General features: G+C 57.9%; 21 protein-coding genes, 3 tRNA genes and 1 rRNA gene. 16 read left to right on the top strand and 9 right to left on the bottom strand.

The genetic code is table 11. The features are described from left to right. Nucleotides 1-34: 34 nt before the first annotated feature. A 5S ribosomal RNA gene (gene rrf, locus CTT34_RS15525) occupies nt 35-150 on the top strand. Between the two features lie 212 nt (nt 151-362). On the opposite strand, the gene hisC is transcribed toward rrf, so the two are convergent. After that, nucleotides 363-1,424: a histidinol-phosphate transaminase gene (gene hisC, locus CTT34_RS15520; protein ID WP_159343232.1), complete on the bottom strand. Its 1,062-nt coding sequence runs from the start codon at nt 1,422-1,424 to the stop codon at nt 363-365. A gap of 183 nt (nt 1,425-1,607) precedes the next feature. Here hisC and CTT34_RS15515 point away from each other — a divergent pair, with 183 nt between their 5' ends. The 4 genes from CTT34_RS15515 (at nt 1,608) to mnmH (ending at nt 5,689) form a co-directional block, all read left to right on the top strand. Next, on the top strand, nt 1,608-2,057 hold the full coding sequence (locus CTT34_RS15515; RefSeq protein ID WP_044630451.1) for a copper resistance protein NlpE N-terminal domain-containing protein: 450 nt from the start codon (nt 1,608-1,610) through the stop codon (nt 2,055-2,057). 101 nt (nt 2,058-2,158) lie between these two features. Continuing rightward, nucleotides 2,159-3,532 carry a DNA repair protein RadA gene (gene radA, locus CTT34_RS15510; protein ID WP_159343231.1) on the top strand — a complete coding sequence of 458 codons (1,374 nt, stop codon included), beginning with the start codon at nt 2,159-2,161 and terminating at the stop codon, nt 3,530-3,532. A gap of 31 nt (nt 3,533-3,563) precedes the next feature. Continuing rightward, complete coding sequence (gene selD, locus CTT34_RS15505) at nt 3,564-4,604, top strand: selenide, water dikinase SelD (RefSeq protein WP_390620237.1); 1,041 nt, start codon at nt 3,564-3,566, stop codon at nt 4,602-4,604. Continuing rightward, nucleotides 4,601-5,689, top strand: a complete 1,089-nt coding sequence (mnmH, locus tag CTT34_RS15500) for a tRNA 2-selenouridine(34) synthase MnmH (RefSeq protein WP_159343230.1) — start codon at nt 4,601-4,603, stop codon at nt 5,687-5,689. Before selD ends, mnmH begins: the two co-directional genes overlap by 4 nt. Nucleotides 5,690-5,708: 19 nt before the next feature. Here mnmH and CTT34_RS15495 read toward each other — a convergent pair whose 3' ends face one another. Further along, nucleotides 5,709-6,401, bottom strand: a complete 693-nt coding sequence (locus CTT34_RS15495; RefSeq protein ID WP_159343229.1) for a type 1 glutamine amidotransferase — start codon at nt 6,399-6,401, stop codon at nt 5,709-5,711. Nucleotides 6,402-6,556: 155 nt separating this feature from the next. On the opposite strand from CTT34_RS15495, the gene CTT34_RS15490 reads away from it, so the two are divergent. Next, nucleotides 6,557-7,147 (top strand): YjaG family protein, encoded by a 591-nt coding sequence (locus CTT34_RS15490; RefSeq protein WP_159343228.1) that lies wholly within the window; start codon nt 6,557-6,559, stop codon nt 7,145-7,147. Nucleotides 7,148-7,190: 43 nt separating this feature from the next. Here the strand turns inward: CTT34_RS15490 and hisF are convergent, their stop codons facing one another. From hisF to hisB, 4 genes are all read right to left on the bottom strand, one after another. After that, nucleotides 7,191-7,964 carry an imidazole glycerol phosphate synthase subunit HisF gene (gene hisF, locus CTT34_RS15485; RefSeq protein ID WP_159343227.1) on the bottom strand — a complete coding sequence of 258 codons (774 nt, stop codon included), beginning with the start codon at nt 7,962-7,964 and terminating at the stop codon, nt 7,191-7,193. Further along, nucleotides 7,961-8,707 carry a 1-(5-phosphoribosyl)-5-[(5-phosphoribosylamino)methylideneamino]imidazole-4-carboxamide isomerase gene (hisA, locus tag CTT34_RS15480; protein WP_159343226.1) on the bottom strand — a complete coding sequence of 249 codons (747 nt, stop codon included), beginning with the start codon at nt 8,705-8,707 and terminating at the stop codon, nt 7,961-7,963. Before hisA ends, hisF begins: the two co-directional genes overlap by 4 nt. An 11-nt stretch (nt 8,708-8,718) precedes the next feature. Further along, nucleotides 8,719-9,360 (bottom strand): imidazole glycerol phosphate synthase subunit HisH, encoded by a 642-nt coding sequence (hisH, locus tag CTT34_RS15475; RefSeq protein WP_159343225.1) that lies wholly within the window; start codon nt 9,358-9,360, stop codon nt 8,719-8,721. A 79-nt stretch (nt 9,361-9,439) separates the two neighbouring features. Next, nucleotides 9,440-10,033: an imidazoleglycerol-phosphate dehydratase HisB gene (gene hisB, locus CTT34_RS15470; RefSeq protein ID WP_159343224.1), complete on the bottom strand. Its 594-nt coding sequence runs from the start codon at nt 10,031-10,033 to the stop codon at nt 9,440-9,442. Nucleotides 10,034-10,206: 173 nt separating this feature from the next. On the opposite strand from hisB, the gene CTT34_RS15465 reads away from it, so the two are divergent. The 7 genes from CTT34_RS15465 to CTT34_RS15435 all read left to right on the top strand — a co-directional run bounded on the left by CTT34_RS15465 (nt 10,207) and on the right by CTT34_RS15435 (nt 14,997). Next, nucleotides 10,207-10,686, top strand: a complete 480-nt coding sequence (locus tag CTT34_RS15465) for an acetyl-CoA sensor PanZ family protein (RefSeq protein ID WP_159343223.1) — start codon at nt 10,207-10,209, stop codon at nt 10,684-10,686. Beyond that, complete coding sequence (locus CTT34_RS15460) at nt 10,687-13,020, top strand: AsmA family protein (protein WP_159343222.1); 2,334 nt, start codon at nt 10,687-10,689, stop codon at nt 13,018-13,020. Nucleotides 13,021-13,123: 103 nt separating this feature from the next. Further along, nucleotides 13,124-14,215 (top strand): A/G-specific adenine glycosylase, encoded by a 1,092-nt coding sequence (gene mutY, locus CTT34_RS15455; RefSeq protein WP_159343221.1) that lies wholly within the window; start codon nt 13,124-13,126, stop codon nt 14,213-14,215. Nucleotides 14,216-14,264: 49 nt separating this feature from the next. After that, nucleotides 14,265-14,540, top strand: coding sequence for an oxidative damage protection protein (locus CTT34_RS15450; protein ID WP_159343220.1), 276 nt, complete (start codon nt 14,265-14,267; stop codon nt 14,538-14,540). 152 nt (nt 14,541-14,692) lie between these two features. Next, nucleotides 14,693-14,768: transfer RNA gene (locus tag CTT34_RS15445), tRNA-Phe, on the top strand. Between the two features lie 6 nt (nt 14,769-14,774). Further along, nucleotides 14,775-14,849: transfer RNA gene (locus CTT34_RS15440), tRNA-Gln, on the top strand. 72 nt (nt 14,850-14,921) lie between these two features. Beyond that, nucleotides 14,922-14,997: transfer RNA gene (locus CTT34_RS15435), tRNA-Thr, on the top strand. A 115-nt stretch (nt 14,998-15,112) separates the two neighbouring features. Here CTT34_RS15435 and CTT34_RS15430 read toward each other — a convergent pair. The 3 genes from CTT34_RS15430 to CTT34_RS15420 all read right to left on the bottom strand — a co-directional run bounded on the left by CTT34_RS15430 (nt 15,113) and on the right by CTT34_RS15420 (nt 16,398). Next, nucleotides 15,113-15,439, bottom strand: coding sequence for a tyrosine-type recombinase/integrase (locus tag CTT34_RS15430; RefSeq protein WP_159343824.1), 327 nt, complete (start codon nt 15,437-15,439; stop codon nt 15,113-15,115). Between the two features lie 9 nt (nt 15,440-15,448). Further along, a complete protein-coding gene (locus tag CTT34_RS15425) occupies nt 15,449-15,772 on the bottom strand; it encodes a DUF4124 domain-containing protein (protein ID WP_159343219.1) in 324 nt (107 codons plus the stop codon). Between the two features lie 179 nt (nt 15,773-15,951). Further along, nucleotides 15,952-16,398, bottom strand: coding sequence for an META domain-containing protein (locus tag CTT34_RS15420; protein WP_159343218.1), 447 nt, complete (start codon nt 16,396-16,398; stop codon nt 15,952-15,954). A gap of 274 nt (nt 16,399-16,672) precedes the next feature. Between CTT34_RS15420 and CTT34_RS18725 the strand changes: the two genes are divergently transcribed. The 3 genes from CTT34_RS18725 (at nt 16,673) to CTT34_RS15405 (ending at nt 18,128) form a co-directional block, all read left to right on the top strand. Continuing rightward, on the top strand, nt 16,673-16,954 hold the full coding sequence (locus CTT34_RS18725) for a con-10 family general stress protein (protein ID WP_159343217.1): 282 nt from the start codon (nt 16,673-16,675) through the stop codon (nt 16,952-16,954). Nucleotides 16,955-17,035: 81 nt separating this feature from the next. Next, nucleotides 17,036-17,239, top strand: coding sequence for a hypothetical protein (locus CTT34_RS15410; protein ID WP_159343216.1), 204 nt, complete (start codon nt 17,036-17,038; stop codon nt 17,237-17,239). A gap of 52 nt (nt 17,240-17,291) precedes the next feature. After that, nucleotides 17,292-18,128, top strand: a complete 837-nt coding sequence (locus tag CTT34_RS15405) for a manganese catalase family protein (RefSeq protein ID WP_159343215.1) — start codon at nt 17,292-17,294, stop codon at nt 18,126-18,128.

Here is an 18,128-nt window from a genome sequence, read left to right as displayed (position 1 = left end):
GAACGCATCAGCATGATATGCATTACCCGTTACGCCTGACGACCATAGCACGCGTGAACCACCTGATCCCTTGCCGAACTCAGAAGTGAAACCGCTTAGCGCCGATGGTAGTGTGGGGTCTCCCCATGCGAGAGTAGGTCATCGTCAGGCACTTATACCGCAAAGAACCCAGCCAAACGGCTGGGTTTTTTGTTGCGCGCTCGAAAGCGCGCCATGACCAGCCCCGGGCATCCTGTGCTCGGGGCTTTTGGGTTGTGTGAATGCCGCGTCAAACAGAAAATGTGTACCGCTCAATAAAAACCCAGCCACATGGCTGGGTTTTTGCGTTCAAGCACTCAGTGCACCAGCAGTATGGTGAGCTATTAACCGCAAAGAGCTTCAAGCGCTTCGATAAAGCTATCCATCTCGTCATCGGTGCCGATGGAGATGCGCAGGAAGTTGTTGAGTAGCTCGGTATTGAAGTGGCGTACCAAAATACCTCGCTCACGAAGCCCTGCAAACAGCTGCGCTCCGGCAACATCGGGGTGTTGGGCCAGCAGGAAGTTAGCCTTAGAGGGGAGTACTTCGAACCCAAGGGCTTCCAAGCGCTGACGTGTGCGCTCCCGGGTGGTGATTACGTTGTTTCGGCAGGCGTCGAAGTGTTGGGTATCCTTTAGTGCTTCGATACCTACGATGCTGGCCAGACTGTCGACCGGGTAGGAGTTGAACGAGTCCTTCACTCGCTGTAAGCCCTCGATCAGCTCTGGCGAGCCAATTGCGTAGCCCAGGCGAAGCCCGGCCAAGCTGCGTGACTTTGAAAACGTACCGGTGACCAGCAGGTTGGGATAACGCTCGACCAGTGCCACCGCGCTCTCTGCGCCAAAATCGACGTAAGCTTCGTCGACCAGCACCACGCGATCCGTCACGCGTTTCAGCAGCACTTCGATATTGGCGAGGGGGTGGGCGTGCCCGGTCGGTGCATTAGGGTTAGCGAAAATCACTCCGGCACGCTCGGAGGCGCTTGCCAAGGCTTCTAAGTCAACTTCCCACTGGTCGTTGAGGGCGTGCTTACGCAACGCCACGCCGTACAGATTGGCATAGACCGGGTAAAAGCTGTAAGTGATCGACGGCACATCCAACGGAGCGCCTTGGCAGAAAAAAGCCTGAAAAGCGAAGGCCAACACCTCGTCGGAGCCATTCCCGACGAAGGTTTCCGCTACGCTGACGCCATACGTCTCTGCCAACGTTTCTCGCAACGCCAGCGAGGTGGGATCAGGGTAAAGGCGCAGATGATCGGTGGCATAATGGCGCAGCGCATCACTTACCCCGGGAGCGGGCGGGTAAGGGTTTTCGTTGGTGTTGAGTTTGATGACACGTTCGCGGGGCTGTTCACCCGGCACGTAAGGCGTCAGTTCCCTAACGGCAGGGCTCCAATATTGGCTCATGAGCGTAACCTGATTATCCTAACGGTAATCGCACCATGGTCGCCTGATGGCCGCAAGAGCGCAAGCATTCCCATGAGCTAGACGATAACTGTTTGCGTAGGGGTGGGCGTCGCACCTTGTAGCGGTTATGCTGTCATAAGCGCGCGAAAGAAATGTATGTCCAACACGATAAGGAGACACCCAATGCAATTCAGGAGTTTGCTAGCCGGTTCGGCTATGTTGGCACTGTTGGCGGGCTGTGCAGCTGGACCAACGGATCAGCGCGAAGATGCAGGTATGACCGCATCACAGGCTAACTATCAAGGCACACTGCCTTGCCGTAACTGTGACGGCATTGACCTGGATGTCACGTTGGTAGGCGAAGAGATGAGTGCTCCAGAAGAGCGTACGTTCACCCTGGATGCCACCTACCGTAATCACCCCCAGACACCGCCGGACGAGAACTATGCCGGTAACTGGGAAGTGTTGACCGGTACGCCCTCTGACCCCGATGCGACGGTCTACGAGCTGACGCCGAACGGCGACGGCCAAATCTACTACTTCCAGCGTATCGATGAGCGTACCTTGGAGCTGATCGACCCTGAGCGCCGCCGTTTCGAAAATGGAGAGATGCTGCAGCTACAGCGTCAGTAAGACCTTACGCGACGCTCGAAGGCGGCCACTGGCCGCCTTTTGCATTTCTGAGCACTCTTCTAGCCTTTAGTACGTGACGCAAGAGAAGGAGCAAACAGGCAGTGGCAAAAGCGAAAAGTGCCTTTGTCTGCACCGAATGCGGTGCAGAGTATCGTAAATGGCAGGGCCAGTGTACGAGCTGCCAAGAGTGGAATACGCTGACAGAGGTCAAGCTGACAAGCGCCCGGCCGGGTAGTGGCACCTCGACGGCGGGAAGAGCCGGTTACGCAGGCGACCTTTCCCGAGACGTGGTGGATCTTAGCAATGTCGATTTAAGCGAAGTTCCCAGGCTGACCTCCACCTTTGCTGAGTTCGACCGAGTACTAGGCGGTGGTTTGGTGCCTGGGTCTGCGGTACTTCTGGGCGGTAATCCCGGGGCTGGTAAATCGACCCTGCTGCTGCAAACTGCCTGCAAGCTTGCCCAGCAGCGGCGTATTCTCTACGTCACGGGGGAAGAGTCGCTGTCGCAGGTCGCCATGCGCGCCCACCGCCTGCAGCTTCCCACCCACGGATTGAAGATGCTGGCAGAAACCAGCGTCGAGACGATCCTCGCGGTGGCCGAACGGGAAAAGCCGGAGATATTGGTCATCGACTCCATTCAAACCATGCATTTGGAAGATATTAGCTCGGCTCCTGGCGGCGTTGCCCAGGTGCGCGAGTCTGCTGCGGCACTGACGCGCTTTGCCAAGCAGACCAATACCGTTCTGTTGCTGGTGGGGCACGTTACCAAAGATGGCACGCTGGCGGGCCCTAAGGTGCTCGAACACATGATCGACGCTTCGCTGCTGCTGGAAGGCGGTGCCGATTCTCGCTTTCGTACGCTACGTGGCCAGAAGAACCGTTTTGGCGCGGTCAATGAGCTGGGTGTTTTCGCCATGCTCGAGCAGGGGCTCAAAGAGGTCAAAAACCCCAGCGCGATCTTCCTTTCGCGCCAAGAGGAGCAGGCGCCAGGCAGCCTTGTCATGGTGGTGTGGGAGGGCACTCGGCCGATTCTGGTGGAGGTGCAGGCGCTGGTGGATGAATCAGCGCTGGGCAACCCGCGCCGCGTGGCCGTTGGTGTCGATCAGAACCGCTTAGCGATGCTGCTTGCCGTCTTGAACCGTCACGGTGGGCTGTTTACCGGTGACCAGGATGTGTTCCTCAACGTCGTGGGCGGTGTCAAAGTGCTGGAGACCAGTGCCGATCTCGCCGTGCTCTTGGCGGTCGTGTCGAGTCTGCAAAACCGCGCTTTACCGAAAGAGCTCGTGGTGTTTGGGGAAGTGGGTTTGTCTGGCGAGATTCGCCCGGTACCCAGTGGGCAGGAGCGTATTGCAGAAGCGGCCAAACACGGTTTTCTTCGCGCTATCGTACCGCGTGCCAACGCTCCCAAGCAGGCACCCAAAGGCATGGAAGTGATCCCCGTGGACAAATTGAGCGATGCGCTAGAAGCGCTGTAACTTCGGCTATGCTTATCTAAAAAGGAGAGGGATGATGAGTTCGATTCGATTGACCCAATATAGCCACGGAGCGGGCTGCGGCTGCAAGATCGCCCCGGATATTCTCGATGGCATTCTCGCCAAAGCCGGACCGGCAGCCGGGCACCAGCGGCTGATCGTGGGCAATCAAGGCCGTGAAGATGCCGCCGTCTATGACTTGGGCGATGGTCGCGGCATGATTGCGACCACCGACTTCTTCATGCCCATCGTCGACGACCCCTTTGATTTTGGCCGCATCGCCGCGACCAATGCCATTAGCGATGTGTACGCCATGGGAGGCACACCGGTCATGGCGCTCGGCATTTTGGGCTGGCCGCTGGATAAACTTGGCCCAGAAATCGCCGGTGATGTGGTAGCGGGTGCCCAAGCCGTCTGCCGCAAGCTGGGTATTGCCTTGGCCGGCGGTCACTCCATCGATGCCCCAGAGCCGATGTTTGGCTTAGCCGTGAACGGGTTGGTGGATCTCGAGCATTTGAAGCTCAACAGCCAAGCCAAGCCCGGCGATCTGCTGTTTCTCACCAAGCCGCTTGGTGTCGGGATGCTCACTACGGCCGAAAAGCGCGGCTTGCTGGACGCCGGGCACCATGGTCTCGCCCGGGAAACCATGCTCAAACCCAACGCCATCGGGGTTGCACTCGCGAAAGTGAAGGGCGTCAACGCCATGACGGATGTTACCGGCTTTGGTTTGGCCGGCCATCTCACCGAAATGTGCAGCGCCAGCGGCGTGATGGCCGAGATTGACTTCCGCCGTTTGCCAAAGCTCGCCGAAGCGGAGGGTTATCGTCGCCGAGGGGCCGTGCCCGGCGGCACCGTACGCAATCGCGACGCCCTGGGTAGCGCGTTGCCCGTCATGGATGAAGCCCACTGGCAGTGGCTGTGCGATCCGCAAACGTCGGGCGGCCTGTTGATCAGCGTCGACCCCGCCTGGGAAGATGACGTGGAACGCATTGGCCGTGAACATGGGCTGACGCTGGAGCCGTTCGGCACCCTGAAAGCGCCCCAGGGTGACGCTAAAATCGAGGTGGTTGGATGACCTTGCCGACCACGCCGGCTTCTCTTGAGATCATTGCGGCCAACACGCCGCTGATCGATGTCCGCGCCCCGGTCGAGTTTGCCCAAGGCAGTTTACCAGGAGCGGTCAATTTGCCGTTGATGGTGGATGAAGAGCGTCATCAGGTCGGCATTGCCTACAAGCAGGAGGGCCAGCAGGCGGCCATCGCGTTAGGTGAACGGCTGGTCAGCGGGGACGTGAAGCAAGCCCGTGTCTCGGCTTGGCAGAGCTACTTGGCTCAGCACCCAAATGCGATTATTTACTGCTTTCGTGGCGGTCTGCGCTCGCAAATCGCTCAGCGGTGGCTGGCCGACGCTGGGCTGCACCGCCCGCGTATCGAAGGGGGGTGGAAGGCGTTGCGCCAACGGCTCTGCCAGCGCATCGATGATGCCGCCCACCAACCCATACTCGTGATCGCTGGGCTTACCGGCTGCGCTAAGACGACGCTGATTAACCAACTGCCCAACGGCATTGATTTGGAAGCCTGCGCGAATCATAAAGGCTCCGCGTTTGGGCGGCAGCCTAACGAGCCCACGACGCAAATCGACTTCGAGCACGCGCTGGCCCAGCGCTTGATTGGGCAGCCGGGTAAGCTTGTGTTGGAAGATGAGTCCCGACAGATTGGCAATGCCAATCTCCCACTCGATTTTTGGCACGCCCTGCAGCGGGCCCCGCGTGTTCGCATCGAAATGCCGCTCGATTGGCGGCTAGACCAACTGCGTCGCGACTATATCGAAGCGCTGGAGCAAGGTTATACCGCGCGTTTTGGCCCAGAAGAGGGGTGGCAGCGTATGCAGCGTCAGTTGGCAAGCGCGCTAGAGCGGCTGGCCAAGCGCCTGGGCAATGCCCGGCTACAGCGTTTGCAGCGTATGCAGGCCATGGCTTTCCGTGCCCATGCCGCCGGGGATATCCAAGCGCATGAGGCGTGGCTCGCCCCGCTGCTGACCGAGTATTACGACCCGCTTTACCGCTACCATCTAGAGAAGCAGCAGGGCAGTCGACCAGCGGAACTGCACGTGGGCGATTGGGAAAGCTGTCTTGCAGCCGCTAAACAGTGGAGTGCTTAGCGGCCGCCGAAGGTGGGGATCAAGCGCGTTTGAGCCACTGGGTCATGACGCGATCCAGCAGCGGTGCCAAGCGCTGAAAACGCGTGGGATCTTCTAGAATCTGCTCATCGGTTTGCACAAAGCGCCCCGTGGCGGGGCTTTTGGCCGTGGGCCGACCGGAGGCGTTGAGCAGCGGCGCGAGACTCGCTTGAGTCGTCTCGATGTGGCATAGCAGGCCCACCACGCGGCCTGCGTCCCAGCTAAACCCTTGCAGCGGGGACGCGGCACTGCCGCCTAATGGTAGCGCGCCATCGGGTAGGCTAAATACCAGGCGGTGCCACATAAAGGCCTCAAACTGCTCGGGCAGGTCGAAGGTGCTTTCCGGGGCTAGAGTGACGGTATGCCAGCCGGTTTCGGGGTAGGTGCCAGGGGCGACGACCGCCTCAAGCGCTTCCGCGATCCATAACGCTCCGAGGCCAATGCCCAGAATAGGTTTTTGACCGTCCAAGTAGCGATTGATCAGTTTGCGCTCCGCTTTATACCAAGCGGGAGGGGCACTAAATAGGGCATCCGCGCCATCTAGCACGATGAGCGCATCGCTCTCCCCTGGGCGGGGCGTGAGTTCCCCCGCGTAAAGATGAAAAACGGTGTAACTATGGCCCATACTCTCAAGCCAGTCGGTCAGACGGGCGGGGCCATGGTCAGGGCCGTGCTGTAGCAGATGAATATGCATGGTAATCTCCTCGCCGGCCGAGCACATCAAGCGTTGCGGGGGTCGCCCGCCGCGTGGGTGCGACGATAACGCATCGTGTTCGATTCACCAACTCAGTTTCGCCAACTCAGTTTCATCCACTTATTTTCACCAACAGAGTGACTCAGGACATCAGCATGGTGGCTAAACCCCAAGGATTCTATCAGCGGCTGCAACTGCTGCCGCTGCCCGCCCAACAAGCATTCATGGCAGCGCTGTGTGAGCGTCTACTGCCGAATTACGCCCTGTACGAGCAAACCAGTGGCCATGGCGATGGGCATACCCTGCGCACCGTGCTGAACCTGGTATGGGAGCGCCTTAGCGTACCCAACGCCAGCATCGATTTTACCCGCCAAGCGGAAAAGCTGGCCGAATGCGAACCGCCAGAGGGCGATGAGAGTTTCGGCGCACGTCGGGCGCTGGATGCGGTGGTGTCCATCTCTGCGCTACTCGATACGCTGCAAGGCGAATCCCCCGAAGCGGTGCTGGATGTCAGCCGCACCTCGCGGGCTGGCGTGCGGGCGTTCATCGAACTCACCGAAGGGGAAGTGGATGCTCAAGCATTGGCATTGATCATTCGCGACCATCCGCTGATGGAAGACGAAAACGACTTCCAAGACGCGGTGCTGGAAGCGGTCAGCGGTCCGATCAATAAAACGACGCTCAAAGAGATTCGCACGCTTGGGCGCAATAACGGCATCAGCAATTTGGGGCTAACACTGGATTAGGAAGCCGGGGCAGAGTAACCGCCCCAGCCTAAGGCCGCGCGGCTTATAAACGCATGTCGATGCCGCGCTCGGCCATGTAGCGTTTTGCTTCTGGAATGGTGTACTCGCCAAAGTGGAAGATACTCGCGGCCAATACCGCATCGGCACCGCCTTTGAGCACGCCATCGACCAAGTGATCTAAATTGCCGACGCCGCCGGAAGCGATCACCGGTACGCTGACCGCTTCAGAAATAGCGTGGGTAACGCCCAAGTCAAAACCAATCTTGGTGCCGTCGCGATCCATGCTGGTGAGTAGCAGCTCGCCTGCGCCAAACTCGACCATTTTCTTGGCCCACTCCACCGCATCCAGACCGGTGGGGCGGCGGCCGCCGTGGGTGAAAATCTCCCAGCGGTCGGGCTCGCCTTCCTTAGACACTTTTTTGGCGTCAATCGCCACCACAATGCACTGGCTGCCAAAACGCTCGGCGGCTTCACGCACGAACTCAGGGTTCGTCACTGCCGCGGTGTTGATCGAGACCTTGTCCGCCCCGGCATTCAGCATGGTGCGGATATCGTCGCAGGTACGGATGCCGCCGCCCACGGTCAAAGGAATGAACACCTCACCGGCAATTCGCTCGACCATCTCGACCGTGGTGGCGCGGTCTTCGTGGCTGGCGGTGATGTCGAGAAAGGTGATTTCGTCGGCACCCTGCTGGTTGTAGCGCTGAGCGATCTCTACCGGGTCGCCCGCGTCACGTATACCCACGAAGTTGACACCTTTCACCACACGCCCGGCGTCAACGTCCAGGCAGGGGATAATCCGCTTGGTTAGGCTCATGCGTGACCTCCGCTGAGTTGGTCGCTCAAACGCTGGGCTTCAGCCACGTCCAGGCTGCCTTCATAAATGGCACGGCCGGTAATGGCACCCAGAATACCGCTGTCGGCGACGTCGCACAGTGCACGAATGTCGTCCAAATTAGTGACGCCACCAGAAGCGATCACTGGCAGGCCACCTTCACGAGCCAGTTCGGCGGTGGCGTCCACGTTGACCCCCTGCATCATGCCATCGCGGGCAATATCGGTGTACACAATGCTGGAAACACCATCGTTAGCGAAGCGCTTGGCAAGCTCGGTAGCTTTGACGGTGGAGACTTCTGCCCAGCCGTCGGTGGCGACGTAACCATCTTTGGCATCCAGGCCAACAATAATATGGCCGGGGAAGGCGCGGCACATCTCACTCACAAACTCAGGCTCTTTGACCGCTTTGGTGCCGATGATCACGTAGGAAACACCAGCGCTCAAATAGTGTTCAATGGTCTCTGCCGAGCGGATGCCGCCGCCAATTTGGATCGGCAGATTAGGGTAAGCGCGGGCAATGGCGGTGACCGCCTCACCGTTCACCGGCTTGCCTTCAAAGGCACCGTTCAAATCCACTAGGTGCAAACGGCGCGCGCCGGCTTCTACCCAGCGCGCGGCCATGGCGACCGGGTCGTCGCCGTAGGAGGTTGCATCGTCCATGCGGCCCTGCTTCAAGCGCACACACTGGCCGTCTTTGAGATCGATCGCGGGAATTACCAACATAGTGAAACCTCTCAGGGCGTCCAGGTGACAAAATTTTCCAGCAGGCGCAGGCCCGCACGGGAGCTTTTTTCCGGGTGGAACTGCACGGCAAAGGTGGCGTCGCGGCCAATCGCTACGTGAGCGCTCACACTGCCGTACTGGGTGGTGCCGAACACTTGGGCGTCTTCGGCGGCATTCACGTAATAGCTGTGCACGAAATAGAAGTGCTCATTATTATCGATACCTGCCCAGAGCGGGTGATCGTGGTGTTGATTCACCAGGTTCCAACCCATGTGCGGTACTTTCAGGCGCTGCTCTTGGGCATCGCGCATATTGGCCGGAAAGCGGTCAACGCTGCCTTGGAAAAAGCCCAAGCAGTCCACGCCGCCGTTTTCTTCGCTGTGCTCCATTAGCATCTGCTGGCCCACGCAAATGCCCAGCAGCGGTTTGGCTTGGCGGGACAAGACATCGTCCACCAGTCCGCGCAGTTCAGTACGCTCAAGTTCACCTACGCAGTCACGAATCGCACCCTGGCCGGGCAGTACTAGGCGGGTAGCGCCCAGAATACGCCGTGGGTCGCGAGTGATAATCACGTTCTCATGGGTGACGTGCTCAAGCGCCTTAGCCACAGAGTGTAGGTTGCCCATTCCATAATCGATTACCGCAATGGTCATGAAGCGCTCCTTAAGGTCGTGGGCGATAGATTCGTAGGCGAGAGGCGTGCTACTGCGCCGCTAATCGCAACGATCGGCATTATAAGCTGCCTTTGGTAGAGGGCATTTGCCCAGCCATGCGCGGGTCTTCCGCAACGGCCATGCGCAGTGCGCGGCCAAAGGCTTTGAAAATGGTTTCGGCCTGATGGTGAGCATTAAAGCCTTTCACGTTGTCGATATGCAGCGTCACGCGAGCGTGATTTACGAAGCCTTGGAAGAACTCCCAGAATAGCTGCGTATCCATACGGCCGATGGTATCGCGGGTGAACTCGACATTCATATAAAGGCCGGGGCGGCCGGAGAAATCAATCACTACCCGAGAGAGCGCCTCATCCAGCGGTACGTAGGCATGGCCGTAGCGGTAGATGCCGCGCTTATCGCCAATGGCCTCGTTGAATGCCTGGCCCAGGGTGATGCCCAAGTCTTCGACGGTATGGTGATCATCGATATGCAGGTCACCTTTGGCATGAATATCGAGGTCCACCATTCCATGCCGAGCCACTTGATCCAGCATGTGGTCTAGAAACGGAACGCCAGTGTCGCAGTTCAAGCGGCCTTCGCCGTCAAGGTTGACGCTGACCGTAATCTGCGTTTCGTTGGTGTCACGGCTTACCGTGGCAATACGCGCTGACATGTTGCATCTCCTGCGCCGGAGCGCACTCTGAGGAATAATCGGCGGGCGGCAACTGCGGCCAAAACAACCATTATAGAGAATCGGCGCCCCCATCCGCTACAATGCGGGGAATGTCGCCGCCGTTTGCGGCGCAAACATAGCAGCCTAGCTGCGTTGGCAACGAGGATTTCACCATGCCGGTGACACTGCAATATGTCGACCAGGCCCGTTGGGAAGCAGACGAGCAGGTGCGCATCGACCTGGTGCGCATCTATGAAGATGCGCCACAAGAGCGCATGCCCACCCCCACGGTTTTACCTTTTATCGAACAGCATTTGAGCGGGCCGCACTTTTTTGCCTGCGCGCATTTCAATGACCGCTTGTTAGGCGCAGTGGCCGTGCAAGCAGCCGACGACCGGGCGTGGTGGCTCTCCGAGCTATGCGTGCGTAAAACCACTCGCCGTCGCGGTGTGGGGTCACGTCTAATGGCGTTATTGGGTGAACAGGCCAAGCAAGAAGGCCGCGTGCTGCGCATTGCCACGACGACACTGCCACTAGCGGATCGTGTGTTGCTATCGAAACTCGGGTATCGGCCCATGGCCGATGAGTCCTCTGAGCCGGATTTACCGGCGACCAGTGAGTTTGTTGAGCTAGACCCACAAGGGAAAGGGTAAATGAAACAGCTATTACGCATTTTGCTGGCGGCAGTGGGCATTCTCGCCATTGTGGGCGTGGCCGCCGTGGTGTACGTCACCACCTTTTTGGATCCCGAAGATTTCAAGCCACGCCTGACCGCCGTGGTCGAAGAGCAAACCGGCCTGAACCTTGCCCTGGAAGGCCCTATCACGTGGTCGTTCTACCCGCGCATCGGCGTGAGCGTCGAACAGGCCCGTGCCTGGCTGCCCGAGCAGTCCCAAGACGATACCGCGTTTGCCGCCATCAATCGTGCGGAAGTGAGCGTCGCGTTCGCGCCGCTGCTACGCGGCGAAATTGCCGTGGATGGTCTGACACTGGATGGCATGCGCCTGAACCTTGAAAGAAATGCCGACGGGGCTGGCAATTGGCAGCCGCTGTTGGAGCGTCTTTCCGAGCACAACAACGAATCTGCTGAGACTGTCTTGGCTCCGGCCAGTGCAGGCCCGAATGCCGATGCGGGCAGCTTGTCCGTGGTGCTTAGCATTGCCAGTGTCGAAGTCAAAGACGCTGACATTCGCTACCGTGACGAGCAGAATCAAGCGCTCTGGCGGGTACAGCCGCTGAATATTTCCGGCACCAACGTCAACCCGGTACGCTCCTTCCCGCTAAAAGCCATGTTCACGCTGACTAAGCATGACCGGCTGGATGCCGAAATGTTGGAGCGCGCGCCAGATCTGTCCAGCGAGGTCAATCTGGAGACACGCCTGCGTCTGGGCCTGGAAGATGAGCAAATCATTTTTGAGAACACCCAGCTCACCACGCACACTCGCCAAGGCGATGCCAGCGAGCCGCAGCAACTCAGCTTGAAAGCGGCTGAAGTCGTCGCCCGTTTGGCGGATCAACAGCTCAGCGTGACGGAAGGTGTACTGGAAGCCGGGCTGCGCCACCCTGAAAATTGGCAGGGTAGCCTCGCGCTGGCGCTGGCGTTCGGGCTGGAGACCGACTTTGCCGCTCAAACCGCCCAGTTGAAAGATGTGCAGCTCACCGGGCCGGATGGCCTGCGTGTGAGCGGCCATCTGAACGTCGAACAACTGCTCGATGCTCCCCAGTACAGTGGGCAACTCACCGCTGCCCCGTTTACGCTTCGGCCCTGGATGGCACGCACAGGCGTCACACTCAACACGGCTAGCGAAGCGGCACTCAGTGACGTGGCACTCACCAGCCCCGTCGAGGGCAGCCTGGCGCGCATTGCGCTGCCGCGCCTCTCGCTGGTGGTCGATGACAGTACCTTTACCGGGGATATTAGCGCTGCACTGGATGGGACGCAGCTCACCTTCAACCTAGAAGGCGATACGCTGAACCTGGATCACTACCTGCCTGGCCCGGCCACCGCCCAGCAGGCTAGCCGTGGCCTCCTGCGTAAAGCCTTTGCCCAAAGTGACGAAGCGCTGCTGCCGCAAGCTTGGTTGAGCACGCTGACGCTGCAGGGCGATTTGAGCGTCGACCAACTGCTGCTCGCCGGGTTGACCTTTGACGATACCCAGCTTGCGCTGCGCGGCGAGAATGGACGTCACCGCCTCACGGCATTCGAGTCCCGTTTCTATGAAGGAGAACTGAGTGCCACCGGCCAACTGGACGCCACAGGGAGCGTGCTCGAGTGGCAGCTTGCGCCTAACGTCAGCAACGTACAGGTGGCACCGCTGATCGAAACTTTCAGTGAAGAGGAAGCCCCACTGCGCGGTCGCTTCAACTTGGAGGGTGCACTGACGACCCAAGGCAACCGCCGCGACGTGCTGGTCAGCAATCTCAACGGCGAGCTGAACGCCCGCCTAAACGACGGGGCGATTTTGCGCACCAACGTCTCCCGTGAGATGTGTGAACTGGTGGCGCAGCTAGAAGGTCAGCAGGTAGATCGCGAATGGCATCCCGATACTCGCTTCGAGCGTTTCGACGCGACGTTTCAAGTACGCAACGGCGTCGTCGAGAGTGACGACCTGCTGATTACCCTGCCGGGGATCGACGTTCAGGGGGAGGGCGATTTCAACCTCAACAGCCTTAACTTCACCACCCAAGCCAACGCCCGCTTGGTGGATACCGCCGATGCCGCTTGCCAGATCAACCCACGGCTTCAGCAGCTACCACTGCCGGTACGCTGTGAAGGCCATGTAGGCGATGACAAAACCCAGTGGTGCCGTTTCGACCGCACCGCCTTTGAAACATCGGTGGTTGATCTGCTGCGTAACGAAGCCGGGAGCCGTGTAGAAGAAGAGCTAGAAGAGCGGATTGATGAATCCATCGACCGTATTGATGAGCGCTTAGGCGAAGGCGCAGGCCAAGAGCTGCGTGACGGTATTCGTCGCCTGTTTAACTAATCAAAGACTGCTTAACGCCTAACCGCGTTAACGCAACACGCACCGCACGCGCCGGCCTCACCGCCGGCGCTGTCGTTCATAGCGAGTGTTTTAAGGAATTACGATGGCCGATATGCCCACACCGTGCCTACCGGCGCAAGAGTTTCAACAGCGGCTGCTTACCTGGTTCGACAAGCATGGCCGCCACGACCTGCCCTGGCAGTCGCCCCGCAGCGCCTATCGCGTGTGGGTGTCTGAAATCATGCTGCAGCAAACCCAAGTGGCTACAGTGATTCCCTACTTCGAGCGCTTTATGGCCCGCTTCCCCACGCTGGAAGCCCTGGCCACCGCGCCCCAGGATGACGTGCTGCACCACTGGACGGGCCTTGGCTACTACGCTCGTGCTCGCAACCTGCACAAAGCGGCTCAGCTCGCCATGGACGCGTATGGCGGCGCGCTACCCACCGATAGCGTCGAAACGCTGATGGCGCTACCCGGTATTGGCCGCTCCACCGCTGGCGCCATCATCGCCCAAAGCACCGGGCAGCAGGCGGCAATTCTAGATGGCAACGTCAAACGCTCGCTCACCCGCCTGCACGCGGTTTCGGGGTGGCCGGGCAAGCCCGCGGTAGAGCGCTCGCTGTGGGCGCTGGCCGACTACTTTACGCCCACCACGCGGCTGGCGGATTACACCCAAGCGGTGATGGATTTCGGCGCGACGCTGTGTAAGCGCAGCAAACCTGACTGTCTGATATGCCCGTTCAATGACGTATGCCGCGCCTACGCCCAAGGCGAGCCGCAGCGCTACCCGGAATCCAAACCCAAAAAAGCCACCCCCACCCGCGACACCATCATGCTGTTGCTGCGCGACCCCCAAGGTCGCGTGTGGCTAGAGCAGCGCCCACCTAGCGGACTGTGGGGCGGTTTATGGAGCCTGCCGCAGTTTGAGCGCCACAGTGAACTCAACGACTGGCTAGAAGACAACACCGAAGCCCCCGAGCGCCACGCTGCGCTGCCCAGCTTCACCCACACCTTCAGCCACTTTAAGCTGATGATTACGCCGCAACCTGTTACCTGCGAACGAATCAGCGGTGTTCGCGAAAGCGGCGTATGGTATGACGTTAATCATCCGCCTGCGTTAGGCTTAGCGGCACCGGTCAAATCGCTGTTAAGCCAGTTGGCACCATTTACCCTAGACCCGACCCCTGGGCCTTAGCCGTTAAGCACACGCTGGCCTTCACAGACACACGCCATAGGAGCATTCCATGAGCAACACGGTTTTCTGCCGTAAGTACCAACAAGAGCTACCCGCGCTGCCGTTCCCGCCACTGCCGGGCAAGCAGGGCCAAGAGATTCAGGCCACGGTATCGAAACAAGCCTGGGAAGAGTGGCAGGCGCTACAAACCCGCCTAATTAACGAGAAGCATCTCAACATGTTAGAGCCAGAAGCACGCGCTTATCTGATGGATCAGATGCAGCGCTTCCTCGATAACGAAACCACCGACCAAGCCGAAGGGTACGTGCCGCCCAGCCAGGCATAAACCTAGAAACGCAGCGCAAAGCCACGAATGGCGTGGCCTTTGCCGCTTTTGGTTCAACACCGGATGTGCCCTAAGCACGTGACTAGAAAGAAAGTTTCACAAAGGTGTTGACGAAAAGAGGAGCTTTTGGTTTAATACGCACCGTTGGCAAGGGCCAGATAGCTCAGTTGGTAGAGCAGGGGATTGAAAATCCCCGTGTCGGCGGTTCGATTCCGTCTCTGGCCACCACAACGTTGGGGTATCGCCAAGTGGTAAGGCACCGGTTTTTGGTATCGGCATTCCCAGGTTCGAATCCTGGTACCCCAGCCATTGCCAACAAGATTTCTTGTTGATTGGCTAGTCTAACGGCAACCCAATCAAGTTCTCAAGAAAATGCGAAGCGCCGACATAGCTCAGTTGGTAGAGCAACTGACTTGTAATCAGTAGGTCCCGGGTTCGACTCCTGGTGTCGGCACCACTTAAGTGGTTGATAAGCAAAGCATTTGAGACAATGATGAAGCCGCCTTTCGAGGCGGCTTTTTCGTATGTGTCCATAAAGTGTCCAACGGTTGGATACTTTTACCCGGTAGCTTTCATCCCTGCATGGCGAGGGGGTTGAGCTTGGCCGCTTCCTCTAGGTGGTCTGGTGCAAAGTGCGCATAGCGCATGGTCATGGTGATCGACTGATGACCGAGTATCTGTTGTAGCACCAGGATGTTTCCCCCGTTCATCATAAAGTGACTCGCGAACGTGTGACGTAATACGTGGGTTAACTGTCCTTCCGGTAGTTCTATCTTGAGTTTCTTTATGCCTCTATACCCCTCGGACAGCGAGCAAGGCGTGTGGGGTCTGCACAAAATAAAATATAGGGAGCTATAGAAAGCTATGACAAGCGCGGTTTGTAATAAAGAGTGATGAATACTCCCACTTCACCAGCCACGTCTCAACGGGTAGCGAGCACGCGTCTTAACTCGACTATTACGAAGTTCCAGAGCCGTTTGATGTTGATTTCTGTACGGCACAGCAATGCGTGGGAAGGCGGGAGCATTTGCGGATAGGGAAGCCGCAGGGCGAGACGATACCGCAGGCACGGAAATAATTGTGAGGTTGTTGGTATTCACCGTTTCAGAGTTGCCGCCCGCACAGGGGGAGTCCTGAAAGGTGGTGTGGCCGTTGTCGACGCATTTATAAATTTCAGCGTGGGCCGCCAATGGCATCAGTACCAACAGAGCAATCAGCGCGGGTGTTTTCATCGTCCATGAACCCTAAGAAAATATCGGTAACGGAATGTTATCAAGAATCGTTAGGTGTGGGTATCCCGTTATGACAATAAACGCCTGGAAGTGATTGCGCTTATCAACCTCTATCAAGTTGCTAAGCGATATTCAAAGTAGCGGCGTTCAAGACGCTTTCTTGCCTTACTTAATGCCTACTAATAAAGATGCACAGCCTTCAGCACTGCCAGCGGTTCTCCACGGGCGTTAGTTAACTCAAGGAGGCTGCCGTTAATGTTCCAACGCCTGGTTTGCTTAAGGGCAATTAACATGGCCTGCTCGCTGCGCATTTGTGCAGTAGGGCAAGCCATTTTCGTGGTGGCGATGGGATGGAAGGTGAGCTGCTGGCCGGTGTGTTGGTAGCGTCCGCTGAGCGTGTTGCAGCCGGTGGAACCTGCCAAGCGGGCGCTATCGATGTGCATCACTATATGCGCTTCGCGAACGTTGTCTGCGGCCACCACGGGCTCGTCGTTTAAGGTCAGTAGCTGCCAGTAGGTATTGATGAGCGATTCATCTGGGGCGGTATGTGCGTACTTGGTTACGTGGCGTTGGCAGCCGCCTAGCCATAGGCAGAGGGTAACGGTAATCGCGAGAGAGATACGCATGGCGGTAGCCTTTTACTCTGGGTGGTGGTGTTTTAAAGAAGTGTGTTGGCAATAGATGGAGTTAGTCAATTATTTTATCTTTCGTTATCCAATCACCAATGAAAAGTTATTTGATACATATCTGATTACGTCGTTATAAAGATTAAAGATGCTTCTTTGTGTTTCTGTTGGCTTGATAAGAGAGTGAGGTTGGCTAATCTCAAGTTACTCGAGTGATACACCGAGTACGAGTAAATGAGTTGGTTTTGCCGAATTCATGAAAAGGAGATTTATCATGGCGAATAACCGCAACGATAATGGAATGAGTCGCGAAGAGGCAGGACAAAAGGGTGGTGAAACGACCGCCAAAACCCACGATAAAGAGTTTTATCAAGATATCGGTCAAAAAGGCGGGGAAGCCACTGCTGAAAGCCATGGCAAAGAGTTTTACGAGGATATTGGCCAGAAAGGCGGTGAAAACAGCGGTGGTAACTTTGCCAACGACCCCAAGCGTGCCTCGGAAGCCGGTAAGAAAGGCGGCGAAAACAGTCACAGTGGCGGCGGTAACAACCGCTAACGCGCGCACCCGACACTGTTTTGTCTTTACACGTTCAAGTGTGCCTTGCGTCGTTTAGACGGAAGGCACAAGGAGACAAGGATGAATCGTCCGGTGAACGATAAGAACTTCGATATGGTGAGCACGCTATATCATGCCTCTCAAGGTGTTCAGCTAAGCCAGCAGTTTTCTCAAGATGCGAAAGAGAAGTCGGATCAAGATGCGCAAGCGTTCTTTGATCGCGTCGCTCAGCATTACGAGGACATTGCCGATGAAGCACGGAAGCTGTTAAAGCAAACGCTTTAAATGCGTTGCCAGGGAGTGCGCTCCCTGGCAATTAATGAAGGAGAGTCGCGCTATGTTCCACCACTCTGGAAAGCTACAGTATCCCGTGAAGGTCGATACACCCAACCCTGAATTTGCCATGTTGCTGCAGCAGGCCATTGGCGGCATCGAAGGTGAAATCCGTGTGGCCATGCAGTACTTCTTCCAGGCGATGGGCGCCCGCGGCGATGATCGTATTCGCGATATGCTGATGTCCACCGCCACCGAAGAACTGTCCCATATTGAAATGCTGGGCCATGCGGTTGCCCTTAACCTGGAAGGCGCACCGGTCTCCTACCAAGAGGCCACGGCCAAAGACCCGGTCATGAATGCCATCTTGGGCGGTGCCAACCCGCGCCACCTGCTCTCATCGGGCTTATCGGCCATGCCGGTAAACTCAAACGGCGTGCCGTTTGATATGAGCCACGTGTACGCCACGGGCAATATCGCCGCTGATATGCTGGCTAACGCCACGGCGGAAGCCGGTGGCCGCGTGCTGGCATCGCGCCTATACAACTGGACCGATGATCACGGTATGAAGGATTTTCTCTCCTTCTTGATTGCTCGCGATACGTACCATCAGCAGCAGTGGTTGGCGGTGATCGAAGAGCTGGGCGGCTTCGAGAAGCAGCTGCCGATTCCCAACGCTACGCCGGAAGATAACGAGGCGATGCAGCACTCTTACTACTACCTCAACACGCTGTTGGATAAAGAGGCGCCGAAAGGCCGCTGGTCGGAAGGCATATCGCTGGATGGTCGCAGCCAGTACAGCGTGCGCAATCAGCCTGCGCCCGAAGGCCAAGAGCCGAGCCTGGGCAGTGCCAAAGAGAAGTCGGGGGCGCAGAAAGAGCAGATCGACCCCAACAAGTAA

This window comes from Halomonas meridiana (assembly GCF_009846525.1).
Classification (GTDB): Bacteria; Pseudomonadota; Gammaproteobacteria; order Pseudomonadales; family Halomonadaceae; genus Vreelandella.
This window is presented reverse-complemented; position numbering and strand designations above follow the sequence as displayed.

Excerpts from the sequence above, each read along its gene's own strand:
- CTT34_RS18725 (WP_159343217.1), top strand. The coding sequence starts at position 16,673 with ATGGCGAATAACCGCAACGATAATGGAATGAGTCGCGAAGAGGCAGGA.
- CTT34_RS15420 (WP_159343218.1), bottom strand. The coding sequence starts at position 16,398 with ATGCGTATCTCTCTCGCGATTACCGTTACCCTCTGCCTATGGCTAGGC.
- CTT34_RS15460 (WP_159343222.1), top strand. The coding sequence starts at position 10,687 with ATGAAACAGCTATTACGCATTTTGCTGGCGGCAGTGGGCATTCTCGCC.
- hisA (WP_159343226.1), bottom strand. The coding sequence starts at position 8,707 with ATGTTGGTAATTCCCGCGATCGATCTCAAAGACGGCCAGTGTGTGCGC.
- CTT34_RS15495 (WP_159343229.1), bottom strand. The coding sequence starts at position 6,401 with ATGCATATTCATCTGCTACAGCACGGCCCTGACCATGGCCCCGCCCGT.
- mutY (WP_159343221.1), top strand. The coding sequence starts at position 13,124 with ATGGCCGATATGCCCACACCGTGCCTACCGGCGCAAGAGTTTCAACAG.
- hisC (WP_159343232.1), bottom strand. The coding sequence starts at position 1,424 with ATGAGCCAATATTGGAGCCCTGCCGTTAGGGAACTGACGCCTTACGTG.
- selD (WP_390620237.1), top strand. The coding sequence starts at position 3,564 with ATGATGAGTTCGATTCGATTGACCCAATATAGCCACGGAGCGGGCTGC.
- CTT34_RS15425 (WP_159343219.1), bottom strand. The coding sequence starts at position 15,772 with ATGAAAACACCCGCGCTGATTGCTCTGTTGGTACTGATGCCATTGGCG.
- hisF (WP_159343227.1), bottom strand. The coding sequence starts at position 7,964 with ATGAGCCTAACCAAGCGGATTATCCCCTGCCTGGACGTTGACGCCGGG.
- CTT34_RS15450 (WP_159343220.1), top strand. The coding sequence starts at position 14,265 with ATGAGCAACACGGTTTTCTGCCGTAAGTACCAACAAGAGCTACCCGCG.
- CTT34_RS15405 (WP_159343215.1), top strand. The coding sequence starts at position 17,292 with ATGTTCCACCACTCTGGAAAGCTACAGTATCCCGTGAAGGTCGATACA.
- CTT34_RS15410 (WP_159343216.1), top strand. The coding sequence starts at position 17,036 with ATGAATCGTCCGGTGAACGATAAGAACTTCGATATGGTGAGCACGCTA.
- CTT34_RS15490 (WP_159343228.1), top strand. The coding sequence starts at position 6,557 with ATGGTGGCTAAACCCCAAGGATTCTATCAGCGGCTGCAACTGCTGCCG.
- mnmH (WP_159343230.1), top strand. The coding sequence starts at position 4,601 with ATGACCTTGCCGACCACGCCGGCTTCTCTTGAGATCATTGCGGCCAAC.
- hisB (WP_159343224.1), bottom strand. The coding sequence starts at position 10,033 with ATGTCAGCGCGTATTGCCACGGTAAGCCGTGACACCAACGAAACGCAG.
- hisH (WP_159343225.1), bottom strand. The coding sequence starts at position 9,360 with ATGACCATTGCGGTAATCGATTATGGAATGGGCAACCTACACTCTGTG.
- CTT34_RS15515 (WP_044630451.1), top strand. The coding sequence starts at position 1,608 with ATGCAATTCAGGAGTTTGCTAGCCGGTTCGGCTATGTTGGCACTGTTG.
- CTT34_RS15465 (WP_159343223.1), top strand. The coding sequence starts at position 10,207 with ATGCCGGTGACACTGCAATATGTCGACCAGGCCCGTTGGGAAGCAGAC.